The sequence below is a fragment of the Deinococcus radiotolerans genome (genome assembly GCF_014647435.1).
Taxonomy (GTDB): domain Bacteria; phylum Deinococcota; class Deinococci; order Deinococcales; family Deinococcaceae; genus Deinococcus; species Deinococcus radiotolerans.
Map to the genome: position 1 here is coordinate 39,033 of NZ_BMPE01000010.1, position 20,985 is coordinate 60,017.

Below are 20,985 nucleotides of genomic sequence, written 5' to 3' on the forward strand. Positions count from 1 at the left end.
GCGGGCAGTGTACGCCGCGTGGCGGGCGCAGTCAGCCCTGCCTCCACCCGGCCCACACGCCCAGCAGGCCCGCGCCCGCGACGCCGCAGCGCGCCCGGAACGGCCACCCGGCGGGCGTGCTCCAGCGGCTCAGAGGGTCGGTGGGGCCGTAGGCGTCGGGGTCACGGTCCTGCGCGGCCAGCCCGGCAGTGACGCAGTTCCGCACGGCCTGCGCGCGGAAGCCTCGACCGGTCAGGGCGCTCAGGAACGCGGCGGCCTCACGGGTCTGTGCGTCGCTCAGGCGCGTGCCGCGCGGCGCGCCGGGACGCAGCAGCCGAGCGCCGCTGACCTGACCTCCGGGATGCACGTCCACCTCCAGCCGCCAGCCGGTCGCGGTGCGGTAGGTGCGCTGCTGGCCGTCATGCCAGCCCATGGTGTCCGGCGTGTTCACGCGGACGGTCTGGAGGGTGCAACCCAGCGCCCGGCACAGCGGCGTGGCAGCCACGTCCACCGCGCGGCCGACCCAGGCAGGTTCCGCCGCCCCTCCAGCCTGCGCGGGCGTGAGCAGGAGCAGCGGCAGCAGGGCGGCGCGCAGGACCTTCAGACCGGCAGCCTTCATCCCGGCAGGGTAGCGGGCACGCATGAGGAGGGGGGCCGCAGGTCAGCGCGGCCCCCCTCTGCCCCGTTCCTGATGTCAGCGGACGGGCTGACCCAGAACGGCCTTACCGCCCAGGTACGGGCGCAGCGCCTCGGGGACGTGGATGGTCCCGTCGGCCCGCTGGTGGTTTTCCAGCAGCGGCACGAGGATGCGCGGCGTGGCGATCCCGGTGTTGTTCAGGGTGTGCGCGTACACCAGCTTGCCGTGCTCGTCGCGGTAGCGCAGGCCGGTGCGGCGCGCCTGCCAGTCGCCCAGGTAAGAGCAGGAGTGCGTCTCGCGGTACTTGGCTTCGCTGGGCACCCAGGTCTCGATGTCGTACATCAGGACCTTGCCCGCGCCCATGTCGCCCGTGCAGTTCTGCACGACCCGGTACGGCAGTTCCAGCGCCTGCAGGATCGCCTCGGCGTTGCCGAGCAGGGTCTCGAACCACTTCAGGCCCTCCTGCTCGTCGGCGCGGCAGATGACGTACTGCTCGACCTTGCGGAACTCGTGCACGCGGATCAGGCCGCGCACGTCCCGCCCGGCGCTCCCGGCCTCGCGGCGGAACGCGCCGCTGATCGCGGAGAACGCCATCGGGAGCTGATCGGCGCTCAGCTGCTCCCCGGCATACAGGCTGTTCACGGGCACCTCGGCGGTCCCGGCCAGCATCAGCTCGTCGCCCTCGAGCTTGTACACGCTCTCCTCGTCGCCGGGGAAGTGCCCGGAGTTCACGAGGGTCTCGGGGCGCACCAGCGCAGTCGTGCTCAGCGGCGTGAAACCCCGACCCGCCAGGAAGCTCATGGCGAACATCTGCACGGCCATCTCCAGCAGCGCGCCCTCACCCTTCAGGAGGTAGCTGCGGCTGCCGGACACGCGCGCCACCCGCTCGAAGTCGCTCCAGCCCTGCCCCTCCAGCAGGTCGACCTGATCGCGCGGCGTGAAATCGAACGCGGGGAGCGTCCCTTCACGGCGCAGCTCGACGTTTTCGCTGTCGTCCCGCCCGACCGGCACCGAGGCGTGCGGGATGTTCGGGACGCGCAGCAGCAGCTGCCTGAGGTTGTCCTCGTGGGCGCGCAGGGCCGGGTCGAGCGCCTTGATCTCCTCGGCGAGGTCCTTGCCGCGCTGGATCAGCGTGGGGCGCTCCTCGGGCGTCGCCTTCGGCACCAGTTTCGCGTTGGCGTTGCGTTCGGCCTGCATGGCCTCCACGCGCTGCTTGAGGTCCACCAGTTCGCGGTCGAGGCGCAGCAGCTCGTCGATGTCCAGGGGCACGCCCTTGACCTCCACGGCGTGCTTCACGGCCCCGGCATTCTCGCGGATGAACTTCAGGTCGAGCATCACAGCCTCCAGAGACGGTCGGTGACCATCAAGTCAAGCGAGGGGCCGCCCCTGAGCGTCTTGCCCGTCATCAGTCGGTCTCCACGGTGCGGGGGACGCGGATGTGGCCGTCGGGCATGCTCTCGGGCGCCAGCGCAGTCACGGTGCTGACGGGGAACGCGTCGCCCGCCACGTCGTCGCGCAGGACGTTCACGAGGTTCACGGGGCGCTGCATCTCCTGCACGCCGCCGGTGTCCACCTCGCCAAGCTGTTCGAAGTAGCCGAGCACGCGGGTCAGGTCGGCCTGCATGGCCGCGCGTTCCTCCGGGGTCAGGTGCAGCCGCGCGAGCTGCGCGAGATGGTCGATCTGGGCCGCGTCAATCATGCCCAGAAGTATAGGCGGCGGCCCCCGGAACCCGCACCCGCCCGCTGGCGTAGTCAGGGGCATGCGACCTGCCGCGACCGTCCTCCTGACCGTCCTCGCCGCTGCGCCCCTCGCGTCCGCGCAGGTGCAAGCCGCGCCCAGCCCGGCGGCCGCCGTGACGCGCCTCTTCAGCGGACCGGTGCAGCCCGCGTGGCTGGCGCTGTCCTTCCTGGCCGCCCTGCCGACCGAGGCGCTCCAGACGGCGCTGGATGGCCTGACCGACCAGCTGGGCGCGTTCGTGCGGGCCGAGGAGCGCGGTGAGACGCTCGTGGCGGTGTTCGAACGCGGTGACCTGACCGTGCTGAGCACGCTGGACGACCAGGGCCGCTTCACGGGCCTGCGCTTCGCGCCGCTCGTGGCGACGGGGACCGGCGCGGGCTCGCCGCGCGAGGTACTGACCCGCATCTTCGGCGGGCCGTTCGACGCCTCGCTGTTCGCCCCGTCCTTCCTGGCGGCCGTGCCGGAGGCGCAGCTGCGGGCGCTGCTGGCGGACGTGCGCGCCCAGTTCGGGGCCCTGAGGGACGTGCAGATCAGCGCGCAGATCGCGGGGCTGATCTTCGAGCGGGGGCAATTGAACGTCACGCAATTCGCGCTGGACGACCAGGGGCGCGTGACGGCGCTCATCCTCACGTCCCCTCCGGCGCAACTGGCCTCGCTGGACGAGGCCCGCGCGGCCTTCGCGGCGCTGCCCGGTCTGGTCAGCCTGCTCGTGCAGGAGGTCGGGGCGCCTGCGCCCGCCGCCGCACTGAACGTCACGCGGCCCCTGGCGGTCGGGTCCACGTTCAAACTGGCGATCCTGGCTGACCTGCAAGCACAGGTGAGCGCCGGGCAGAAACAGTGGACGGACGAGGTGACCCTGACCGACGCAGACCGCAGCCTGCCCAGCGGCACCCTGCAGGACGCCCCCACGGGCAGCCGCTACACGCTGCGGGACCTGGCGGCGCGGATGATCGCGCAGAGTGACAACACCGCCACCGACCTGCTGCTGGGCGTGGTGGGCCGCGCGGGCGTGGAGGCCCGGTTCGGCCAGCGGCCCCTCCCAAGCACCCGCGAGGCCTTCGCCCTGAAGAACCCCGCGAACGCCGCGCTGCTGGCTGAGTACCGCGCCGCCGTCCTGAGCGTGCCTGCGCGCCGGGCCGTGCTGGACCGCGCCCGGGTGGCCCCTCTGCCCGCCGCCTCGGCGTTCGCGGGCGGCGGCACCCTGGCGCGGGACGTGGAGTGGTTCGCCACACCGGCCACGCTGTGCCGCCTGATGGCCGGGGTGGCGGGCCTGAAGGAGACGCAGCTGAATCCCGGCGTGGCCGACCCGTCGAAGTTCCGCAGCGTGAGCTACAAGGGTGGCAGCGAGCCCGGCGTGCTGAACCTCACGACCCAGGTCACCACCCTGACGGGCCGCACGTACTGCGTGAGCGCCACCTGGAATGCCCCGAGGCCCCTGCAGGAGGACGCCTTCTTCGGGCTGTACGGCGCGACCCTGAACCTCCTGAAGTGAAGGCAGCCCGCAGATCCCCCGGTGCCCGCAGGTCCGGGGGACACCACGGCGCGGCGGGTCAGGGGCGGCGGCGCAGTTCGTCGCGGATCTCGGCCAGCAGCTTCTCCTCGTTGCTGGGTTCGGCCACGGCGGGTTTCTCCTCGCGCTTGAAGCGTTCCATCAGGCGGTTGAAGGGCGTGATGACGAAGAAGTAGATGACGGTCGCCGTGATCAGGAAGCTGATCAGCGCCGTGAGGAACTGGCCGTACAAGAACTCGCTGCCGTTCACGCTGAATTTCAGGTTGTCGAAGTTCGGGACGCTGCCGAAGATGCCGATGATCGGCATGATCACGCCCTTGGTGAACGTGTCGACGACCTTGCCGAACGCCGCGCCGATCAGGACGCCGACCGCCAGGTCGATGAGGTTGCCGCGCAGGAGGAACTTCTGGAATCCACTCAGCATGTCCAGAGTGTGTCAGGCGGTGCGGGCCCGGGACAATCCTCCCGGGCCCGCACCTGCCTAGACAGAAAGTGTGCCGGGGGCTTACGCCTGCCCGCGCATGTTCTGCTCGGCCACCTGCACAGAGATGGGTTCGGCGGTGTCCTTGACGGCGTGGGCACTCATGCCGAACTGCGGGCCGCTGCTCTGCGCCCCCTGGAGGATCACGCGGGCCAGTTCACCCAGCGTGGAGCCACCCGAGCGGATGTCCATGCGCAGTTCGGCGCGCAGTTCGTCCAGGCTCACGTCGTCCAGCATGAGTTCCGTGCCGTAGCGCAGGGTGGTGGGCGGCACGATCAGCAGGTCGGCCTCGCCGGGCTTCACCGCGTGCCGGAAGCAGCGGCCCGTCAGGAGCCCCGCGACGGTCGTGACCTTGCCGAAGGTCTTGTTCTCGACGGCGCGCACCTCGATGCTGAGATTCCTGATGGCTCGCAGGGGTTCCACGGCGCGGTCGAGGGACTCGGCGAACAGCGTGCCGGTGCCCAGGATCACGCGCCGGGGCTCGGGCAGCGCGGCGGGCAGCTCCGGGACGCCCTCGGTGAGGAAGTCGCGGATCATGCCCACACCGTTTTCCAGCATGGGGAAGCCCTCGTACTCCTCCTCGCTGGGGAGCGGCTCGCCGGCCAGCAGGTACAGCTCGTCCGACGGGAACACGAATCGGGTGCCGCGCTCGGCGAGGAACTGCTTACGCCACACGTTCAGGCGCCGCAGCGTGTCCTGCGCTTCCTCGCGGGAGAAGACGCGCACGTCCGGGAGGTTCGTGCGGTGGCTGGTCAGGCCGATCGGCACGACCGCCGCGCTGATCACGTTCGGACGGCTCGACAGGTACTCCACGGTCTCGTCGAGGTTCTCGCGGTCGTTGCGTTCGGGCACGAGCACGATCTGCGTGTACAGGTCGATCTGCTCCAGGCGTTCGATCATGCTGCGGATCTGCACGGCCTGGGGATCCTTCACCTTCAGGCGCCACCACTTCATCATGTCCTGGCGCAGGTCCTGGTTCGCGGTGTGGACCGAGACGTACAGCGGCGAGAGGTTCTCGTCCTCGATGCGCTGGATGTCGTTCTCGGACAGGTTCGTCAGCGTCACGAACGAGCCGTACAGGAAGGACAGGCGGTAGTCGTCGTCCATGATGTACAGGCTCTTGCGGAAGCCGCGCGGCATCTGGTGCACGTAGCAGAAGTCGCACTTATTCGCGCACTTCTTGATGCCGTCGAACAGCACCTCCTCGAACTCCAGGCCCGGGTCCTCCCACTCGACGCTGAACGTGAACGTGTCGTCCAGGCTGGGCGCCGTGGGCAGGAAGAGGCGGTGGTGGTCCTGCGCGGTTCCGGGCACGCCGGTCATGACGCGCGGCGCCTCCTGCGGGCGGGCGATCTCCAGCGTCGCCTTCCCCTGCGAGAGGAGGTGCCGGTACGCGAGGACGTCCGTGACGGCCTGCCCGTTCACGCGCAGCAGCACGTCGCCCGGGCGCACGCCCGCACGTTCGGCGGCGCTGCCCGCCTCCACGGTCTTGATGGGCGCGGGAAACACCTGATCCTGTATCTGTTCGGCTGCCGTCACTTCACTTCACCCCTTTTCGGGACGCTGTGGCGGCCCCTCACCTGTCACCTGCGCGCGGGCCGCTCTGGGGGCACCGCATCAAGCACAGCAGCATAACAGCCGCGCCCAGGGTCAGGTGTGAGCGGGCGCAGGTTCGCGCCGGCGCCCGGGCGGGACAACCGGCCCACCCGCCCGGGCGAATACTGAATTTAACAACGTCCAGCACGGCGAAAAGCCGCGCACGCCTTCGCCATTCCCACCCCCGGAGGGTGCCCATGAACATTCACGTCATCGGGGCCGGCATCAGCGGCCTGGCCTTCGCCCGCGCCATGACCCTGCGCGGCCACCCCATCCACGTGCACGAGGCCGCGCCGCAGCTCCAGTCCATCGGGGGCGGGCTGATCATCCCACCGAACAGCGCCCGCATCCTGGAACGACTGGGCGTGGCGGACGTGCTGGACACCCACGGGCTCGCCCTGCGCGACATGCAGATCATCGACGCGGGCGGGCGCGTGCTGTACCACCGCGACCAGCGCGAGGTGGCCCGCACGCACGGACGCGGCCTGTACGCGATCTCCAGAACGGGGCTGCACCGCGCGCTGGCTGCCAGCCTCCCGGACGGCACGGTGCACACCGGGCGCCGCCTGCTGGGCCTCACGCAGGACGCGCATCAGGTCGCCGTGACCTTCACGGACGGCACCCGCGTGAACGCCGGGCTGCTCGTGGACGCCGAGGGCCGCGTCTCCCGCGCCCGCGACCTCCTGATGCCCGAGGCGCGACTGGTGAGCACCGGGCAGATCGCGTACCGGGGCCTGACGAGCATCGACCCGCTGCCCGAATTCCGAGATTCCTTCGTGGAATTCTGGGGACGCGGGCACCGCTTTACCTTCTTCCGTATCGCGCCCGGCGTCACGTACTGGCACGCGCCCATCCACACCGCCCCCGGGCAGACCCGCAGGAAGACCGACCTGCTGCGCGAGTACCGCGACTTCCCCGACCAGGTGATCGAACTCATCGCCCACACGCAGGAGGACCACATCCACCCGGTGGAACTCAGCGACATCGACCCGCTGCCCCACTGGCACCGGGGCCGGGCCGTGCTGATCGGGGACGCCGCGCACGCCACCACCCCGAACCTCGGGCAGGGCGCCGCGCAGGCCCTACAGGACGCGGACGCCCTGGCGCAGGCGCTGTGCAGCGGGCTGCCGCTCTCACTGGCGCTGCCCGCCTACCAGCGCGCCCGGGAAGGCACTGCGAACAGCATGGTGCAGCAGTCCCGCCACCTGGGCCAGATCGGACAGCTGCGCGGCCCGGCCCGGCTGCTGCGCAACGCCGCCCTGAAACTCAGCCCCGAACTGGCCCGCCAGCGCATCGAGACCTTCTACGACGGCTGAGCCGACTCACAGCAGCAGTCAGGGGTATTGAAGGCCTTCCTCAATACCCCTGAATCGAGCGGACTCGAAGAGCTGCGCCGTAGAGCAAGTCCCTCCAACCGCTGTCCGTGACTCTCCCGCGCCGTCAGCGCCCGGCCAGTTCCGTGAGCAGCGTGGCGAGGTGACGAGCGTTGCCGTCCAGCGTGTGTCCGTCCAGCACGCTCTGACGCGCCGCGAGGCCCATGCGGCGCAGGGCGTCCGGGTGGGCGGCCAGGGCGCGCAGGGCCGCCGCGTAGCTGGGTGCGCCGCCGCGCACGAGCAGGCCCTCCTGCCCCATGCGGATCAGTTCGCGCTGCGCGGGAATGTCGTTCGTGACGACCGGCGTGCCGCTCGCCAGGGCTTCCAGGGTCGCCAGGGACTGATTCTCCGCGATGGTGGGTTGCAGGACCACGTCTGCCGCGCGGTACAGGTCCGGCATGTCGTGCCGTTTGCCCAGGAACGTCACGTTGCGCGGCGCCGCGCGTTTCAGGGCGGGTTCCAGGTACCCGGTGCCGACGAGCACGAAGTGCAGTTCCGGCGCCTGCCACGCCGTGGCGATGACCGCCGGGTGGTTCTTCTCGATACTCATGCGGGCCGGGTTCAGCACCGTGAAGCCGGTGAAACCCAGCCGCCCACGCAGCGCGGCGCGTTCCTGCGGGTCGCCGGGGCGGAACTTCATGGTATCCACGCCGTTCGGCACGGCATGCACCTGGGTCATGCGGTGGTGGCGCCGCAGGTACTCGGCACCCCACTCGGAGACGGTGATCACGTGCTGCGCGCCGCGGATGTCCCCGGCCTGCAGCCACTCGTAGCACGCGCGGTACACGCCCTGCGGCAGGCCCGGAATGTGCAGCATCAGCTGATCGTGCACGAGCGACACGAACGGCCCGCGCAGCGCGCGGTAGTACTTGCGGTACCCGCGCGGATTCCAGCTGCTCAGGACCGACAGGTCGAAGCCCTGCCCCGCACGCTCCACGCGGGCCACCTCGTCCAGGGTGCGGTAGGCGTGCACGGGAATGCCGCGCTCCTGAAGCTGCGCGCGGAAGTCGGCGGTGCCCGGCACGTCCGGCATGGCGACCTCGGCGTGCACCCCGTGGGCGCGCATGGGGGGAATGATCTCGCGCATGTAGACCTCGCTGCCGCCCACGGCGGGCGCGTCGGTCACGAACAGCACGCGCAGCGGCGCAGCATCGGTCCTCATCACCCGGCAGGGTACCGTAAGCCCTGATGACCCTGATGGAACTGCGTGAGGTATGGGGCAACGCGCCCCTGATCGCCGCCGCCGTGGGCGTCCTGATCCAGGACGAGGAGGGGCGGGTGCTGCTGCAACGCCGCGGGGACGACGGCCTGTGGGGCGAACCCGGCGGCGCGCTTGAACCCGGCGAGAGCTTCCTGACCGGCGCCCGCCGCGAGCTGTTCGAGGAGACCGGGCTGGACTGCCCGGACCTGACGCTGCTGCCGCTGCCCGAGGGGTTGCAGGACGGCCCGGAGCTGTTCCACCGCTACCCGAACGGGCACGAGATCTACATCATCGGGATGCGCGCCCACGGCACGCTGCCTGCTGCCGCGCTGGAACGGGCCGCGCCGGACGACAGCGGCGAGACGCTGGAACTCCGCTGGTTCCCCTTAGACGCCCTGCCGGAGCTGAGCAACAACGCCAACCGCGCCAGCCTGAACGTCCTGCGCGCCCGCGCGGGCCTCCCACCCCTGCCACTGGCCCCCACCCCACCCGCACCACCGGTCGGGAACTTCCTAATGGAGTTGCGGCGCGTGATCGGCCCGCGCCCCTGGTTCGCGCCCGGCTCGAATGTCCTCGTCACCGACGACGGGGGCCGCCTCCTGCTGCTGCGGCACGGGCACACCCGCCTGTGGACCCTGCCCGGCGGCAGCCTGGAACCCGGCGAGACCTTCGCCCAGACCGCCGCCCGCGAACTGTTCGAGGAGACCGGCCTGCACGCCACCCACCTGGAACCACTGCACCTGTTCGCCGGCCCCGAGTACCGCTTCACGTACCCCAACGGGCACGTCGTGGACTTCGTCTCGGTCCTGTACCGCGCCCACGGCGTCACCGGCACCCTCACCCCCCAGCCCGGCGAGGTGCTGGAGGTCGGGTGGTTCAGCCCCGACGACCTGCCCCCCGACGAGGACCTGAGCGGCGAACTGATCCGGGCCAACCTCCGCTGGTGGCGCACGCACGGCTGACCCGAGTCAGCGGGCGGCCTCCACCGCCGCGAGCACCCACAGCGCCCGGACGTCGGCGCGTCCCTCGCAGCGGGGGCGGGCGCCGCAGCCCGGGTCACGGTTCGGGGTGTCCGGCAGGAACGGAGCCTGCGCCCCCACGACAGTCAGCCCACCCGCCGTCGAACCCACCCCCGCCGGGAGTCGGCCCAGCAGCGTCACGCCGCCCAGCGCCCCGCCGCCGGAGGTCAGCCCGTAGCGCCGCAACCGCGACGGCGCGCGCTCCGGTGCGCCCCGCTGGGCCCGCAGCGGCCCCCGGTAGGGCGGGTTCAGCGTCAGGCCCCAGTCCTGCTCGGCCCGCATCCACGGCACGGCGATCATGTCGACATTCGGGGGAGTGCCCACCACCGCCGTCCGGGACCGCGCGTCGAAGGTCAGGGTGAACGGCGTCCGGGCTGCGATCAGGTCACGCAGTGCCACCCGGCCCGCCGTGACCGGCACCCGCACGCCATTGACGACCGCCGCACGCCCCGAGACCGGGCAGGTCAGGCCCAGCAGGTCGCACGCGGCCACCAGCGGCACCCGCACCCGCCCGGCCGCCACCTCCGGCGCGCCCCCCTGCGCGTCGATCCAGTACAGCGCCCCGAAGCGCACCGAGACTGGCATCCCCACCACCTGCGCGACACCGGACCCGCCCAGGATGGCCGCCGCCAGCAGAAGCGTTCGCCACATGCGTCCAGTCTGCCCGTCAGTCTCCTGAGAACTGCGCAGGCAAAAGGCCAGAGCACATGGCCCTGGCTCCTTCTACCTGCTCAGAGCTCGTGGCTCAGAGCGCATAGCCCGCTTACTTCTCGCGGATGGTCCAGCCCTGTGCGCGGACAGCAGTCATGAGCTGCTCCATGACGGGGTCCACCTCGGCGTCCGTGAGGGTCTTCTCGCCGCGGAAGACGAGGCGAACGGCGACGGAGCGGTTGCCCGCGCCGATCTGCTCGCCGGTGAAGACGTCGAAGGGTTCCACGCTTTCGAGCAGCGCGCCGCCGTGTTCACGCAGCAGGGCCGCGATCTCGCCGTAGCTGACACCGGTGGGGGTGATGACGGCGAGGTCGCGCCACGCGGCGGGGGCGCGGCTGGGGTCGCGGAACGCCCACTCGCGGGGCGGCAGGGGCAGCGCCGCTTCCATCAGGAAGGTGTCGCCCTTGAGGCCGAACGCCTGGGCGATCTCGGGGTGCAGCGCGCCCAGCCAGCCGACGCTCTGCCCGTTCCAGACGACCTCGCCCGCGATGCCGGGGTGCAGCGCCGCAGGCACGGCGTCCCCGCGCAGCTGGCGCAGTTCGAAGCTGGCGCCCAGGGTGCCCGCCAGGGATTCCACGAGGCCCTTGAACGCGCGGAAGTCCCCGGCCACGCCCGCCTGATCGGTGCGGGGCGCGAGCGGACCGCGCATCAGGAGGCCCATCCGCTCGGTCTCGCCGGTGGCCGGGAAGATGCGGCCCATCTCGAAGATCAGCGCGCGGTCGCCCTTGGCGTGGGCCTGCGCGGCCTTCACGAGGCTGGGGTACAGCGCGGTGCGCAGGGCCGTCCGGTCGGCGCTCAGGGGGTTACGCAGGCGCACGCCGGGCCGCTCGGTGCGGGCCTTGTGGGCTTCCTCGTCGCTTGTGAAGGTGTACGTGACGACCTCCTGCGCGCCCAGCCCGGCCAGGGTGCGGCGCAGGGTCGCGCGGGCCACGCCTTCCCTTTCCGCGCCGAGGTTGCTCTCGTGCACGCGCAGGGTGGGGAGGGTCTCGGGCAGGTGCACGAAGCCGTGCAGGCGCGCGACCTCCTCGGCGAGGTCCTGCCAGATCGCCATGTCCACCCGCCACGAGGGCGGCAGGACGCTCAGCGTGTCCCCCTCGCCTTCCACGACGCACCCGAGGCGGGTGAGGATGCCGCGCATCTCCTCGGTGTCCACCGGCATGCCCAGCAGCGCGCGGATCTGCTCACCCGTCGCCTCGATCCGGCCGGGGATCTCCGGGTCGCCCACGACGGTCGCGCCGGGGTGCACCTGTCCGCCCGCGTCGCCCAGCAGACCCACCAGTCGGGCCGCCGCGCGTTCGGGCAGCAGGGGGTCCACGCCCCGCTCGTAGCGGAACACGGCGTCGGTCTTCAGGCCCAGGCGGGTGCTCGTGCGGCGCAGCAGCACCGGGTCGAAGTGCGCGACCTCCACCACCACGTCGGTCGTGTCCGCGCGGACGTGCCCGTGGTCGCCGCCCACGATGCCCGCGATGCCCAGCACCGTGTCGCCCACCCTTGGCTGCCCGGCGGTCTCGAAGGCCTCCGCGACGGTGGACACCTCGGGCTGCGCGCCGTCGAGGATCAGAAGGTCCTCCGGGCCGACCTCATGCTCGCCACCCAGCAGGTCCCGCACGACCTCGCCCTGACGCAGCCCGAACGCCACCAGAATCTGATCGCCGCGCACGTCCCGGCGGTCGTACAGCGCCGTCGGCTGCCCCAGTTCCAGCATCACGTAGTTGCTGGTATCCACGATCAGGTCAATGGAGCGCATGCCCGCCAGGGTCACGCGGCGCTGCATCCACAGCGGCGCTGGGCCGTTGCGCAGGCCACTGACGGTGCGGGCCACGAAGCGGTCGCAGCCGAAACGCAGCTTCTGCGTCGGGTCCCGCTCGATGCGGATGCCCTTCTCCGGCAGGGACACGCGGATCTCGCCCTCCCCCACCGCCTGCGGCCCCATCGGAGGCTGCACGAGGTCCAGTTTCAGGAACGCCGCCAGGTCCCGCGCCAGCCCCAGCGCGCTCAGCACGTCCGCGCGGTTCGGGGTGACCTCCACGTCCAGCACGTGATCCGCCGCCCACAGCTCCCGCAGGGGCGTCCCCGGTTTCGCCGTCCCGGCCGGGAACAGCATCAGCCCCGCGCTGCTCTCGCCCAGACTCAGCTCCTTCGCACTCGCCGCCATGCCCCACGACTCCACGCCCTGCAACGCCCGCACGCCGTACGTCATGCCGCCCAGCTCCGTGCCCGGCGACACCAGCGCCAGCATCGTCCCCGCCGGCAGACCCACCGCGTTCCCCGCACCCGACGCGATGACCTTCTCGCCATGCTCACCGACATCCAGCGTCAGTTTCGTCAGCTGCGTGCCCGGCATCGCCTCCGCGGCCTTCACCGCCACCAGCAGCACCCCCGCCGGCGGCGCCGCGACCTCCTCCACGCCCTCCAGCGGCAGGCCCAGCTGCGCGAAGATCGGCTCCAGCTCCGTCACGGACGGCAGGTTCGGCACCAGTTCCTTCAACCACGAATACGGAATTTTCATTGAGTAACCTCGGATGTTCGGGTGGCAGTCCAGTGACCCCTCACCCCGCCCCTCTCCATTGGGGAGAGGGAGAAAAAATCAGTTTCAGCCTGCTGTCAGTCGTGTTGTGGCGCGGCGGTCCCTGCCACCTCGCGCACCAGGTCCCGTGCCCGCTCGGGGACAAGGTTCACGCTTTCCAGGTCCGTGAGGGGCACCCACTGCGGCGAGTACCAGTTCTCGTCGCTGCTGCGGATCGCTTCCGGGCCGTCGCCGAGGCGCATCTCGCCGGACTGCACGTGCGCCCGGAAGTAGTGTTCCAGGTTGCCGATGTTCTCCAGTACGAGGAGTTCCGGGCCGACTGTGACGGTCAGGTTCACTTCCTCCAGCACCTCGCGGACGCAGGCCTGGGCGGGCGTCTCGCCGGGCTCGATGCCGCCGCCGGGCAGTGTGGCGTACGCGCGGCCCTGCTTGCGGCGCAGCATCAGCAGCACCTCGGCGCTGTCGTTGAGGATGATGGCGACGGCTCGGGGTCGAAGGGTCATCGGTTCACCTCGTTCGAGAATAGAAATCAACTCGTCGTGAAAAGCGTCGTCACTGGCTCGCCGGTACTCGAATGCCGGACTGAGATGCACGCTCTTTTTCGCTTCACCGAGATTCAATCGGTAGACACGCTGAAGTGCTCCTATACATTCGATTTTGGAATAGCCCCGGTCAGCTAGGAATTGCACTTGCGCACCCACCGACGCTTCGGGCATGTCAATCAGGAAATCCCGAAGCTGCGCCGATGCCGCATCAATATTCACTCCAAGTCTCCCCGGAACTGCCCGATGACGCGGGGGTCGTTGGCGTAGAAGTAGCGGATGTCGGGGATCTTGTACTTGAGCATGGCGATGCGTTCCGGGCCGAGGCCGAACGCGAAGCCGGTCTTGCCCTCGTACACGCGGGGTTTGCCCTGCGCTTCGCGGAGGTCGTCGACGGCTTTGAAGACGTTGGGGTGGACCATGCCGCACCCGCCGAGTTCGAGCCATTTGCTCTCGCCGCGGGGGTTGTCCCAGTACACGGCGAAGTCCGCGCCGGGCTCCACGAAGGGGTAGTAGCTGGGCTGGAAGCGGACCTTGGCGCCGGGGCCGTAGAGGCCGCGGGCCATTTCGGCGATGGTGCCTTTCAGGTCGGCCATGCTGATGTGGTCGCCGACGACGAGGCCTTCGAGCTGGTGGAACATACTTTCGTGGGTGGCGTCAGTGGCTTCGTAGCGGTAGACCTTGCCGCGCACGACGATCTTGAGGTCGGGTTCGTGGTCGACCATGTAGCGGATCTGCATGGGGCTGGTGTGGGTGCGCAGCAGGCGGCCGTCCTCAAGCCAGAAGGTGTCCTGGAGGTCGCGGGCGGGGTGGTACCAGGGGACGTTCAGGGCTTCGAAGTTGTGGTGTTCGTCCTCGACTTCGGGGCCCTCGACGACGGTGTACCCGAGGCGTTCGTAGATGCCGGTGAGGTCGTCGTAGACGCGGTTGATGGGGTGCAGGCCGCCCGCCGGGAGCGGGAGGCCGGGGAGGGTGACGTCGATGGCCTCGCTTTGCAGCTGGGCGTCGAGGGCTTCGCGTTTCAGGGTGGCTTCGCGGGTGTCGAGGGCGTCCTGGATGGCCTGACGGACGGCGTTGATCTCGGCGCCGCGCGACTTCCGTTCCTCGGGGGGAAGTTTGCCCAGCGTGCCGAGTTCGCGGGTGACGAGGCCGCTCTTGCCGACGTACTTGGTTTTGACGGTCTGGAGCGCTTCAAGGGTGGTGGCCGCCTGGATTTCGGGGATGGCTTCGTGCTGCATGGCTGTGGTTCCTCCTGTGGGGGGAATGAAAAAGCCCCGCCTCGCGGGTGCGGGCGGGGTGACGCGCTGCGACCTGTTCAGGCGAGCGTGACCCCGGTGCGGGTAAACGGCGAAGGTGTACCGGTCCGGGGCGTCATGGGGTTCAGGGTAGCAGGTCCGGGCTGCGGCGGGGCGGAGCCGGGTTGGGTTGAAGGTGACCGGGCGGTGTTGACAGGGCCTTGACACGGGGGGGCAGAATGGGACTCCGATGTTCAATTCAACCTTCCGGCGCGGCTTCGTGCTGCTGGCCTCCGTTTCCCTTGCGTTGTCTTCCTGTGGTCGCACTCCTGCCGCTTCGGGTCCTCCCCTGTCTGCCCTGGCGGCGGCGGGCGAGCCGGTCATCAATGAGCTGTACTACGACTCGCCGAGTACGGACGTGGGGACGTTCATCGAGCTGAAGGGTCCGGCGGGCGCGAGCCTGAGTGGGTACACGCTGGCGGCGTTCGATACGGCCGGCACGCAGTACCGCACGATCACCCTGTCCGGGACGATCCCGGCGAGCGGGTACTTCGTGGTGGCGCAGGACACGACCGTGGCCAGCCGGACGCTGGTGAACGCGGGCGCGGACCTGAACAACGGGTCGGGCAGCCTGCGCCTCCAGAAGAGCAGCACGATCATTGACGCGGTGGCGTATGGCACGCCCAGCAGCAACAAGGGCGAGGGCACGCCAGCGGCGACGACCGGGGCGGGCAGCGCCCTAGCGCGTGTGCCGGACGGGTCGGACACGAACGCGAACAGCGTGGATTTCAAGGTGCAGGTCAGCACGCCCGGCGCGGCGAACGGGGGCGGGACCGGCGGCGGGGGCGGCACGACCGGGAAGAAGGTCCTGTTCGACCTGACGAAGGCTGAGGACGCCGGGAACGCCGACTGGCGCATTGATGGGGCGTACAGCGACTACGCGAATGCCCTGCGCGCCCTGGGGTACACGGTGAGCAGCGTGACCGGCACGAGCATCACCTCGACCAGCCTGTCGGGCGCGTCGGTGCTGGTCATTCCCGAGCCGCAGAACCCGTTCAGTGATGCGGAGCGCGCCGCGATCCAGTCGTTCGTGCAGAACGGCGGCGGGCTGTTCATGATCACCGATCACCGCGTCAGTGACCGGAACAACAGCGGCTGGGACAGCCCGGAGGTGTTCGACGGCTGGGACGGCAGCACGCCCAGCAGCGTCAGCAGCGCGTATCAGGCGAGCCTGAACAGTGACGTGCTCTTCGGGCTGAACGCGTCGTTCAACTCCAGCTTCAGCGATCCGGTCCTCACGGCGACGCCCCTGACCACGCACCCGATCCTCAGCGGCGTGAGCAGTGCCGGGGTGTACGTGGGCACCAGCGTGGACGTCCTGTCGGGGACGGCGCTGATGGGCACGGGCGGCAAGACGTACCTCGCGGTGAACAGCGTGGGGACGGGCCGCGTGGCGATGTGGGGTGACAGCAGCACCTTCGAGGACAACACGCTGTCGGACGGCAGCACGGGCACGTACAACAACTGGCCGAACCTCAGCAACGCGGCGATGGGCAAGAACATCGTGCGCTGGCTGGCCCGGGACCTCTGAGAAGCCGGGCCTGATGGGTCCGGTCCGCTAAACCTTCACTGAGTCTTCATGTTCCTGACCGGGGGCGCCTCTCTGGGCCGCCGGTCCTGTTTTACGTGTCCAGGTGCGTGAAACGATGACCGTCATGATCTGGAGACCGCATGGGTGAAGTGCACGCCGAAGTGTTCCTGCTGGTGGTGGGGGTCCTGCTGCTGATGAGTCTGCTCATGAGCCGCATCGGGGGCCGGCTGGGCATTCCGGGCCTGCTGCTGTTCCTGGGCGTGGGCATGGTCGCGGGGTCCGACGGGCTGGGCATCCAGTTTCAGGACTACCACCTGGCGCAGGCGATCGGGACGGTGGCGCTGTGCTTCATCCTGTTTCAGGGCGGCCTGGATACGAACTGGGCGCACACGCGGCCCGTGGTGCGCCGGGGCCTGAGCCTGGCGACGGTCGGGGTGCTGGGCACCGCCGGGATCATGGCAGCGTTCGTGCACTACGCCTTCGGACTGCCGTGGCTGACGGCGTGGCTGCTGGGCGCCATTGTCAGCAGCACGGACGCCAGCGCGGTGTTCAGCGTCCTCAAGGAGCGGCAGCTGGGCCTCAAGGGTGAGGTGGCCCCGCTGCTGGAGTTCGAGTCCGGCGGGAACGACCCGATGGCGGTCTTCCTGACGGTCGGCATCCTGGATCTGATGGCGCACCCGGAACTGGGCGTGCTGGGCATCGTGCCACTCTTCCTGAAGCAGATGCTGCTGGGCGCCGTGTTCGGCGTGGTGCTGGGGCGCGCGGCCCTGTGGGTCCTGAACCGCCTGCAACTCCAGTTCGAGGGCCTGTACTCGGTGCTGTCCCTGGCGCTGGCCCTGACGATCTTCGCGGGCACGGCGGTCGCGGGTGGCAGCGGCTTCCTGGCGATCTACATCGCGGGCGTGATCCTGGGCAACGCGGACTTCATCCACAAGCGGTCCCTGATCGGCTTCCACGACGGGCTGTCGTGGCTGATGCAGGTCGCGATGTTCCTCACGCTGGGCCTGCTGGTCAACCCGCACGACCTGCTGCCCACGGCGGGCCTGGCCATCGCGTGCGCGCTGGTGCTGGTGTTCCTGGCGCGGCCCGTCAGCGTGTACCTGGCGCTGGCCCGCGCGAAGATGCCGCTGAACGAGAAGACCATGGTGGCGTGGGTGGGGCTGCGCGGCGCGGTCCCGATCGTCCTGGCGACCTTCCCGCTGCTGGCGGGCGTGCCGCAGGCGCAGACGCTCTTCAACATCGTGTTCTTCATCGTGCTGGTCAGCGTGCTCCTCCAGGGCACCACCCTGACGCTCGTGGCGCGCTTCCTGCACGTCCGCGAGGCACTGCCGGTGAACGCGGCGTCCCCGATCACGTACACGCCCACCGGCCACGACCGCAACAACATGGTCGAGGTGGAGGTCACGCCCGGCAGCGAGGCGGACGGGCAGCGCATCGTCGACCTGGGACTCCCCCCCGAGGCGCTGGTGATCCTGGTCAACCGCGCCGGGGAGTACCTGATTCCGCGCGGCGCGACCGACCTGCGCGGCGGGGATCAGGTGCTCGTTCTGGCCGGACCGGAGGAACTGCGTGAGGTGCGGCGCATGCTGGGCCGCAGCGCCCTCACCTGAGCGGCCAGCGCACCTGACCTGCGCCTCGTCTGACCTGCAAAGACACCCCCCCGACCCGCGTGGTGGGGGGGTGTTACCGTGACGTCATGACCAGCACCGCCCATCCCACTGCGCCCGCCCGTGACACGGCCCTCTTCGACCTGATCGCCCAGGAGGCCGAGCGGCAGCGCCTGGGACTGGAACTGATCGCCTCCGAGAACTTCACGTCCGCCGCGGTGCGTGAAGCGCAGGGCAGCATCGTCACGAACAAGTACGCCGAGGGCTACCCCGGCAAGCGCTGGTACGGCGGCTGCGAGGTCGTTGACCGCATCGAGCAGCTGGCCATTGACCGCCTGAAGGAACTGTTCGGCGCGGCCTGGGCGAACGTGCAGCCGCACAGTGGGTCAAGCGCGAACCTCGCGGTGTACAACGCCCTGATCGAGCCGGGTGACACCGTGCTGGGCATGGACCTGTCGCACGGCGGGCACCTGACGCACGGGAATCCCGTGAACTTCTCGGGCCTGCGCTACCAGATCGTGGGGTACAAGGTGAACCCCGAGACGGAACTGATCGACATGGATGAGGTCCGCCGCCTGGCGCACGAGCACAAACCGAAGATGATCATCGCGGGCGCCAGCGCGTATAGCCGCACGATTGACTTCGCGGCCTTCCGCGAGATCGCTGATGAGGTCGGCGCGATCCTGTTCGCCGACATCGCGCACATTGCGGGCCTGATCGCGGCGGGGGTGCACCCCAACGCGCTGCCGCACGCGCACGTGGTGGCCAGCACCACCCACAAGACCCTGCGCGGGCCGCGCGGCGGAATCATCCTCAGCAACGACCCGGAACTCGGCGCGAAAATTGACCGCGCGGTGTTCCCCGGCTACCAGGGTGGCCCGCTGGAGCACGTGATCGCCGCGAAGGCCGTCGCGTTCGGCGAGGCCCTCACCGACGAGTTCAAGGCGTACGCCGCGCAGATCATCCGCAACGCGCAGGCGCTCGCGCAGGCCTTCCAGGACCGCGGGTACCGCGTGGTGTCCGGCGGGACCGACAACCACCTGCTCGTCCTGGACCTGCGCCCCCAGGGCCTGAACGGCACCAAGGCCACGAAACGGCTCGATGCGAACCACATCACGATCAGCAAGAGCACCCTGCCGTACGACACCGAGAAGATTCTGCACGGCGGCGGCATCCGCATCGGCACGCCCGCCGTCACCACGCGCGGCATGAAGGAAGCGGACATGCAGAGCGTCGCGGACCTGATCGACCGCGCCCTGAAAGGCGAGGACGTGAAGGCCGAGGTGCATGCCTTCGCGGGCGGCTTCCCCCTGCCCTGATTCAGACTCAGCCTGAACCGGCGCGCCCTCTGACCGGGGGCGCGCCGGTCTGTTCACAGCCGGGGATCAACGCACGGTTCAGAAGGTCATGGTCCGAAAGCCCCTGCCCTGAGGTGCGGCTGCGGTTCACACACCGTGGCAGGTAAGCAGGCGGGAGCCAGACCTACCCGGCCTGGCGCATGAGTCCAGATGAGCCAGGGCAGCGTCAGTCGGCGACCGGGCAACCCCCCTCCAGCTGGAGGCCGCGGCACTGCTGCCTGTCAGACCGGTTGTGCGGGGGCGGCGGAGTCCTTCCAGCCGGGCCTTTTCACAAGGGGACCCTCACCCGACTTTGTGAATTTCTCCACTCCTGGGTGCCATAGTGCGGTCACGCATGGACCAGGCCCTGCTCCCCGACATCCTCACGCAGCACCTGACGCAGGTCGGCCTGACCGCCAGCAGTCTCAGCACGGCCCTGCGCCCGGTCGTAAAGACCCTGACCGCCCGGACCGACGCGGGCGGCGCCGCGTACTACCAGCTTGAAGAGGCGGCGCCAGGTGGATACGGTGCTCGCGTCACGGACGGCGCCGCCCCGGGCGTCCTGCCCGACGCGGTCCTGCGGGACCTGCGCCGCACAGACGACCTGCTCAGCGTGCCCGGCAGCACCCGGCACCCGGACCTGCTGATCGCACCGATCCGCGAACGGGACGACGCGCTGCTGGGCGCCCTGCTGCTGGCCCGCGACACCTACAGCGACTGGACGGCCAGTGAACGCACGCTGCTGCACACCCTGGCCGGACTGGTCGCCCTGGTCGCCGCGCGCCTGCACGCCGAGGCGCGCGAACGGAACGCGCATGAGCAGGCGCTGCGCACCCTGGGCTTGGCCCTGGAAGCCCGGGACCTTGAAACCTTCGGTCATACCGACCGGGTCACGCAGCTGGCCACGCAGGTGGGACGGGCCATGCGCCTGCCGCCCGACACGCTGGACGCCCTGCGCTGGGGCGCGTACCTGCATGACATTGGCAAACTGACCCTCCCGGACGACCTGCTGCATCATCCGGGCCCGCTGACACCCGCCATGTGTGAACGCATGCGGGAGCATGTCGGCGAGGGCCTGCGCATCGCCCAGCAGCTGCCGTTTCTGCCCCGCGAGGCGCTGGACGTGATCGCCGCGCACCATGAACGCTGGGACGGCACCGGGTACCCCTGCGGCCGCAGCGGCGCCGCCATTCCCCTACCCGCGCGGATCTTCGCGGCGTGCGACGTGTTCGACGCCCTGATCAGTCCCCGCGTGTACAAGCCCGCCTGGACAGCCGGGGACGCCCTTCAGTTCGTTCAGCAGGGCAGCGGCACGCACTTCGACCCGCAGGTGGTGCAGGCCCTCACGCAGGTGCTAGGCCAGCGCGTCATATCGTCTAATGACAGATCAAGCAACATCCATTCCGTTCACGAACAACCCAGTGGTAACGTGGGCCATGCCGCCCGAACAGCTCCTGTCCGCCTACGCTGACGCCGTCTACCGCCGCGACCCTGACGCCCTCCTGTCCCTGTGCCACCCACACGTCACCGTATACGACATGTGGGAAGACTGGCTCTACGACGGCCGGGACGCGTGGCGCGGCATGGTGGACGGCTGGCTCGCCAGCCTGGGTGACGAGCGCGTGCAGGTCACCTTCGACGACGTCCGCAGCCACGTCACGCCGGACCTGGCCCTCGTGCATGCCTTCGTCACCTACGCGGGCCTGAGTGCCAGCGGCGAACGCCTGCGCGCCATGAACAACCGCCTCACCCTGACCCTCACGCGCAGCGGCGACGGCTGGCTGATCCTCCACGAACACAGCAGCGCCCCCGCCGACTTCGCCAGCGGCAAGGTCAACCTACACCGACCGGTGTAAATGCTCAAGGCCGCGCCTCTCCCCTGTCTGGGTCGGCGCGGCCTT

General features: G+C 70.0%; 18 protein-coding genes. 8 read left to right on the forward strand and 10 right to left on the reverse strand.

What is annotated here, in order from left to right:
• Positions 1 to 31: 31 nt before the first annotated feature.
• The 3 genes from IEY63_RS14820 to gatC form a co-directional block, all read right to left on the reverse strand.
• Positions 32 to 598: a hypothetical protein gene (locus IEY63_RS14820; RefSeq protein ID WP_189069779.1), complete on the reverse strand. Its 567-nt coding sequence runs from the start codon at positions 596 to 598 to the stop codon at positions 32 to 34.
• A gap of 75 nt (positions 599 to 673) precedes the next feature.
• Positions 674 to 1,951, reverse strand: coding sequence for a serine--tRNA ligase (serS, locus tag IEY63_RS14825; RefSeq protein ID WP_189069780.1), 1,278 nt, complete (start codon positions 1,949 to 1,951; stop codon positions 674 to 676).
• A 70-nt stretch (positions 1,952 to 2,021) separates the two neighbouring features.
• Entirely contained in the window at positions 2,022 to 2,315 is a 294-nt protein-coding gene (gene gatC / locus IEY63_RS14830) for an Asp-tRNA(Asn)/Glu-tRNA(Gln) amidotransferase subunit GatC (RefSeq protein WP_189069781.1), read from the reverse strand.
• A 61-nt stretch (positions 2,316 to 2,376) separates the two neighbouring features.
• Here gatC and IEY63_RS14835 point away from each other — a divergent pair, with 61 nt between their 5' ends.
• Positions 2,377 to 3,846, forward strand: coding sequence for a serine hydrolase (locus IEY63_RS14835; protein ID WP_189069782.1), 1,470 nt, complete (start codon positions 2,377 to 2,379; stop codon positions 3,844 to 3,846).
• A 58-nt stretch (positions 3,847 to 3,904) separates the two neighbouring features.
• Here the strand turns inward: IEY63_RS14835 and mscL are convergent, their stop codons facing one another.
• Together mscL and IEY63_RS14845 are read right to left on the reverse strand one after the other, a co-directional pair.
• Positions 3,905 to 4,288 (reverse strand): large conductance mechanosensitive channel protein MscL, encoded by a 384-nt coding sequence (mscL, locus tag IEY63_RS14840; protein ID WP_062159275.1) that lies wholly within the window; start codon positions 4,286 to 4,288, stop codon positions 3,905 to 3,907.
• Positions 4,289 to 4,369: 81 nt separating this feature from the next.
• Positions 4,370 to 5,884, reverse strand: a complete 1,515-nt coding sequence (locus tag IEY63_RS14845; protein WP_189069783.1) for a DUF512 domain-containing protein — start codon at positions 5,882 to 5,884, stop codon at positions 4,370 to 4,372.
• Positions 5,885 to 6,138: 254 nt separating this feature from the next.
• On the opposite strand from IEY63_RS14845, the gene IEY63_RS14850 reads away from it, so the two are divergent.
• Positions 6,139 to 7,257, forward strand: coding sequence for an FAD-dependent monooxygenase (locus IEY63_RS14850; RefSeq protein ID WP_189069784.1), 1,119 nt, complete (start codon positions 6,139 to 6,141; stop codon positions 7,255 to 7,257).
• Positions 7,258 to 7,381: 124 nt separating this feature from the next.
• Here the strand turns inward: IEY63_RS14850 and IEY63_RS14855 are convergent, their stop codons facing one another.
• On the reverse strand, positions 7,382 to 8,476 hold the full coding sequence (locus IEY63_RS14855; protein WP_229784735.1) for a glycosyltransferase family 4 protein: 1,095 nt from the start codon (positions 8,474 to 8,476) through the stop codon (positions 7,382 to 7,384).
• A gap of 26 nt (positions 8,477 to 8,502) precedes the next feature.
• On the opposite strand from IEY63_RS14855, the gene IEY63_RS14860 reads away from it, so the two are divergent.
• Complete coding sequence (locus tag IEY63_RS14860) at positions 8,503 to 9,477, forward strand: NUDIX domain-containing protein (RefSeq protein ID WP_189069785.1); 975 nt, start codon at positions 8,503 to 8,505, stop codon at positions 9,475 to 9,477.
• A 6-nt stretch (positions 9,478 to 9,483) separates the two neighbouring features.
• Here IEY63_RS14860 and IEY63_RS14865 read toward each other — a convergent pair whose 3' ends face one another.
• From IEY63_RS14865 to pheS, 4 genes are all read right to left on the reverse strand, one after another.
• On the reverse strand, positions 9,484 to 10,185 hold the full coding sequence (locus IEY63_RS14865) for a hypothetical protein (protein ID WP_189069786.1): 702 nt from the start codon (positions 10,183 to 10,185) through the stop codon (positions 9,484 to 9,486).
• Positions 10,186 to 10,297: 112 nt separating this feature from the next.
• Positions 10,298 to 12,754 (reverse strand): phenylalanine--tRNA ligase subunit beta, encoded by a 2,457-nt coding sequence (locus tag IEY63_RS14870; protein WP_189069787.1) that lies wholly within the window; start codon positions 12,752 to 12,754, stop codon positions 10,298 to 10,300.
• 95 nt (positions 12,755 to 12,849) lie between these two features.
• Complete coding sequence (locus IEY63_RS14875) at positions 12,850 to 13,275, reverse strand: NUDIX hydrolase (RefSeq protein ID WP_189069788.1); 426 nt, start codon at positions 13,273 to 13,275, stop codon at positions 12,850 to 12,852.
• Positions 13,276 to 13,532: 257 nt separating this feature from the next.
• Positions 13,533 to 14,552: a phenylalanine--tRNA ligase subunit alpha gene (pheS, locus tag IEY63_RS14880; RefSeq protein ID WP_189069789.1), complete on the reverse strand. Its 1,020-nt coding sequence runs from the start codon at positions 14,550 to 14,552 to the stop codon at positions 13,533 to 13,535.
• Positions 14,553 to 14,799: 247 nt separating this feature from the next.
• On the opposite strand from pheS, the gene IEY63_RS14885 reads away from it, so the two are divergent.
• From IEY63_RS14885 to IEY63_RS14905, 5 genes are all read left to right on the forward strand, one after another.
• Complete coding sequence (locus IEY63_RS14885) at positions 14,800 to 16,140, forward strand: lamin tail domain-containing protein (RefSeq protein WP_189069790.1); 1,341 nt, start codon at positions 14,800 to 14,802, stop codon at positions 16,138 to 16,140.
• Between the two features lie 140 nt (positions 16,141 to 16,280).
• The gene (locus IEY63_RS14890; RefSeq protein WP_189069791.1) at positions 16,281 to 17,750 is read left to right on the forward strand and encodes a potassium/proton antiporter; all 1,470 of its coding nucleotides are present in this window, start codon (positions 16,281 to 16,283) and stop codon (positions 17,748 to 17,750) included.
• An 86-nt stretch (positions 17,751 to 17,836) separates the two neighbouring features.
• Positions 17,837 to 19,066, forward strand: coding sequence for a serine hydroxymethyltransferase (gene glyA, locus IEY63_RS14895; protein WP_189069792.1), 1,230 nt, complete (start codon positions 17,837 to 17,839; stop codon positions 19,064 to 19,066).
• 373 nt (positions 19,067 to 19,439) lie between these two features.
• The gene (locus IEY63_RS14900) at positions 19,440 to 20,555 is read left to right on the forward strand and encodes an HD-GYP domain-containing protein (protein ID WP_189069793.1); all 1,116 of its coding nucleotides are present in this window, start codon (positions 19,440 to 19,442) and stop codon (positions 20,553 to 20,555) included.
• A complete protein-coding gene (locus IEY63_RS14905) occupies positions 20,521 to 20,940 on the forward strand; it encodes a YybH family protein (RefSeq protein WP_189069794.1) in 420 nt (139 codons plus the stop codon). The genes IEY63_RS14900 and IEY63_RS14905 overlap by 35 nt, the downstream gene beginning before the upstream one ends.
• The last annotated feature ends 45 nt before the right edge of the window (positions 20,941 to 20,985 follow it).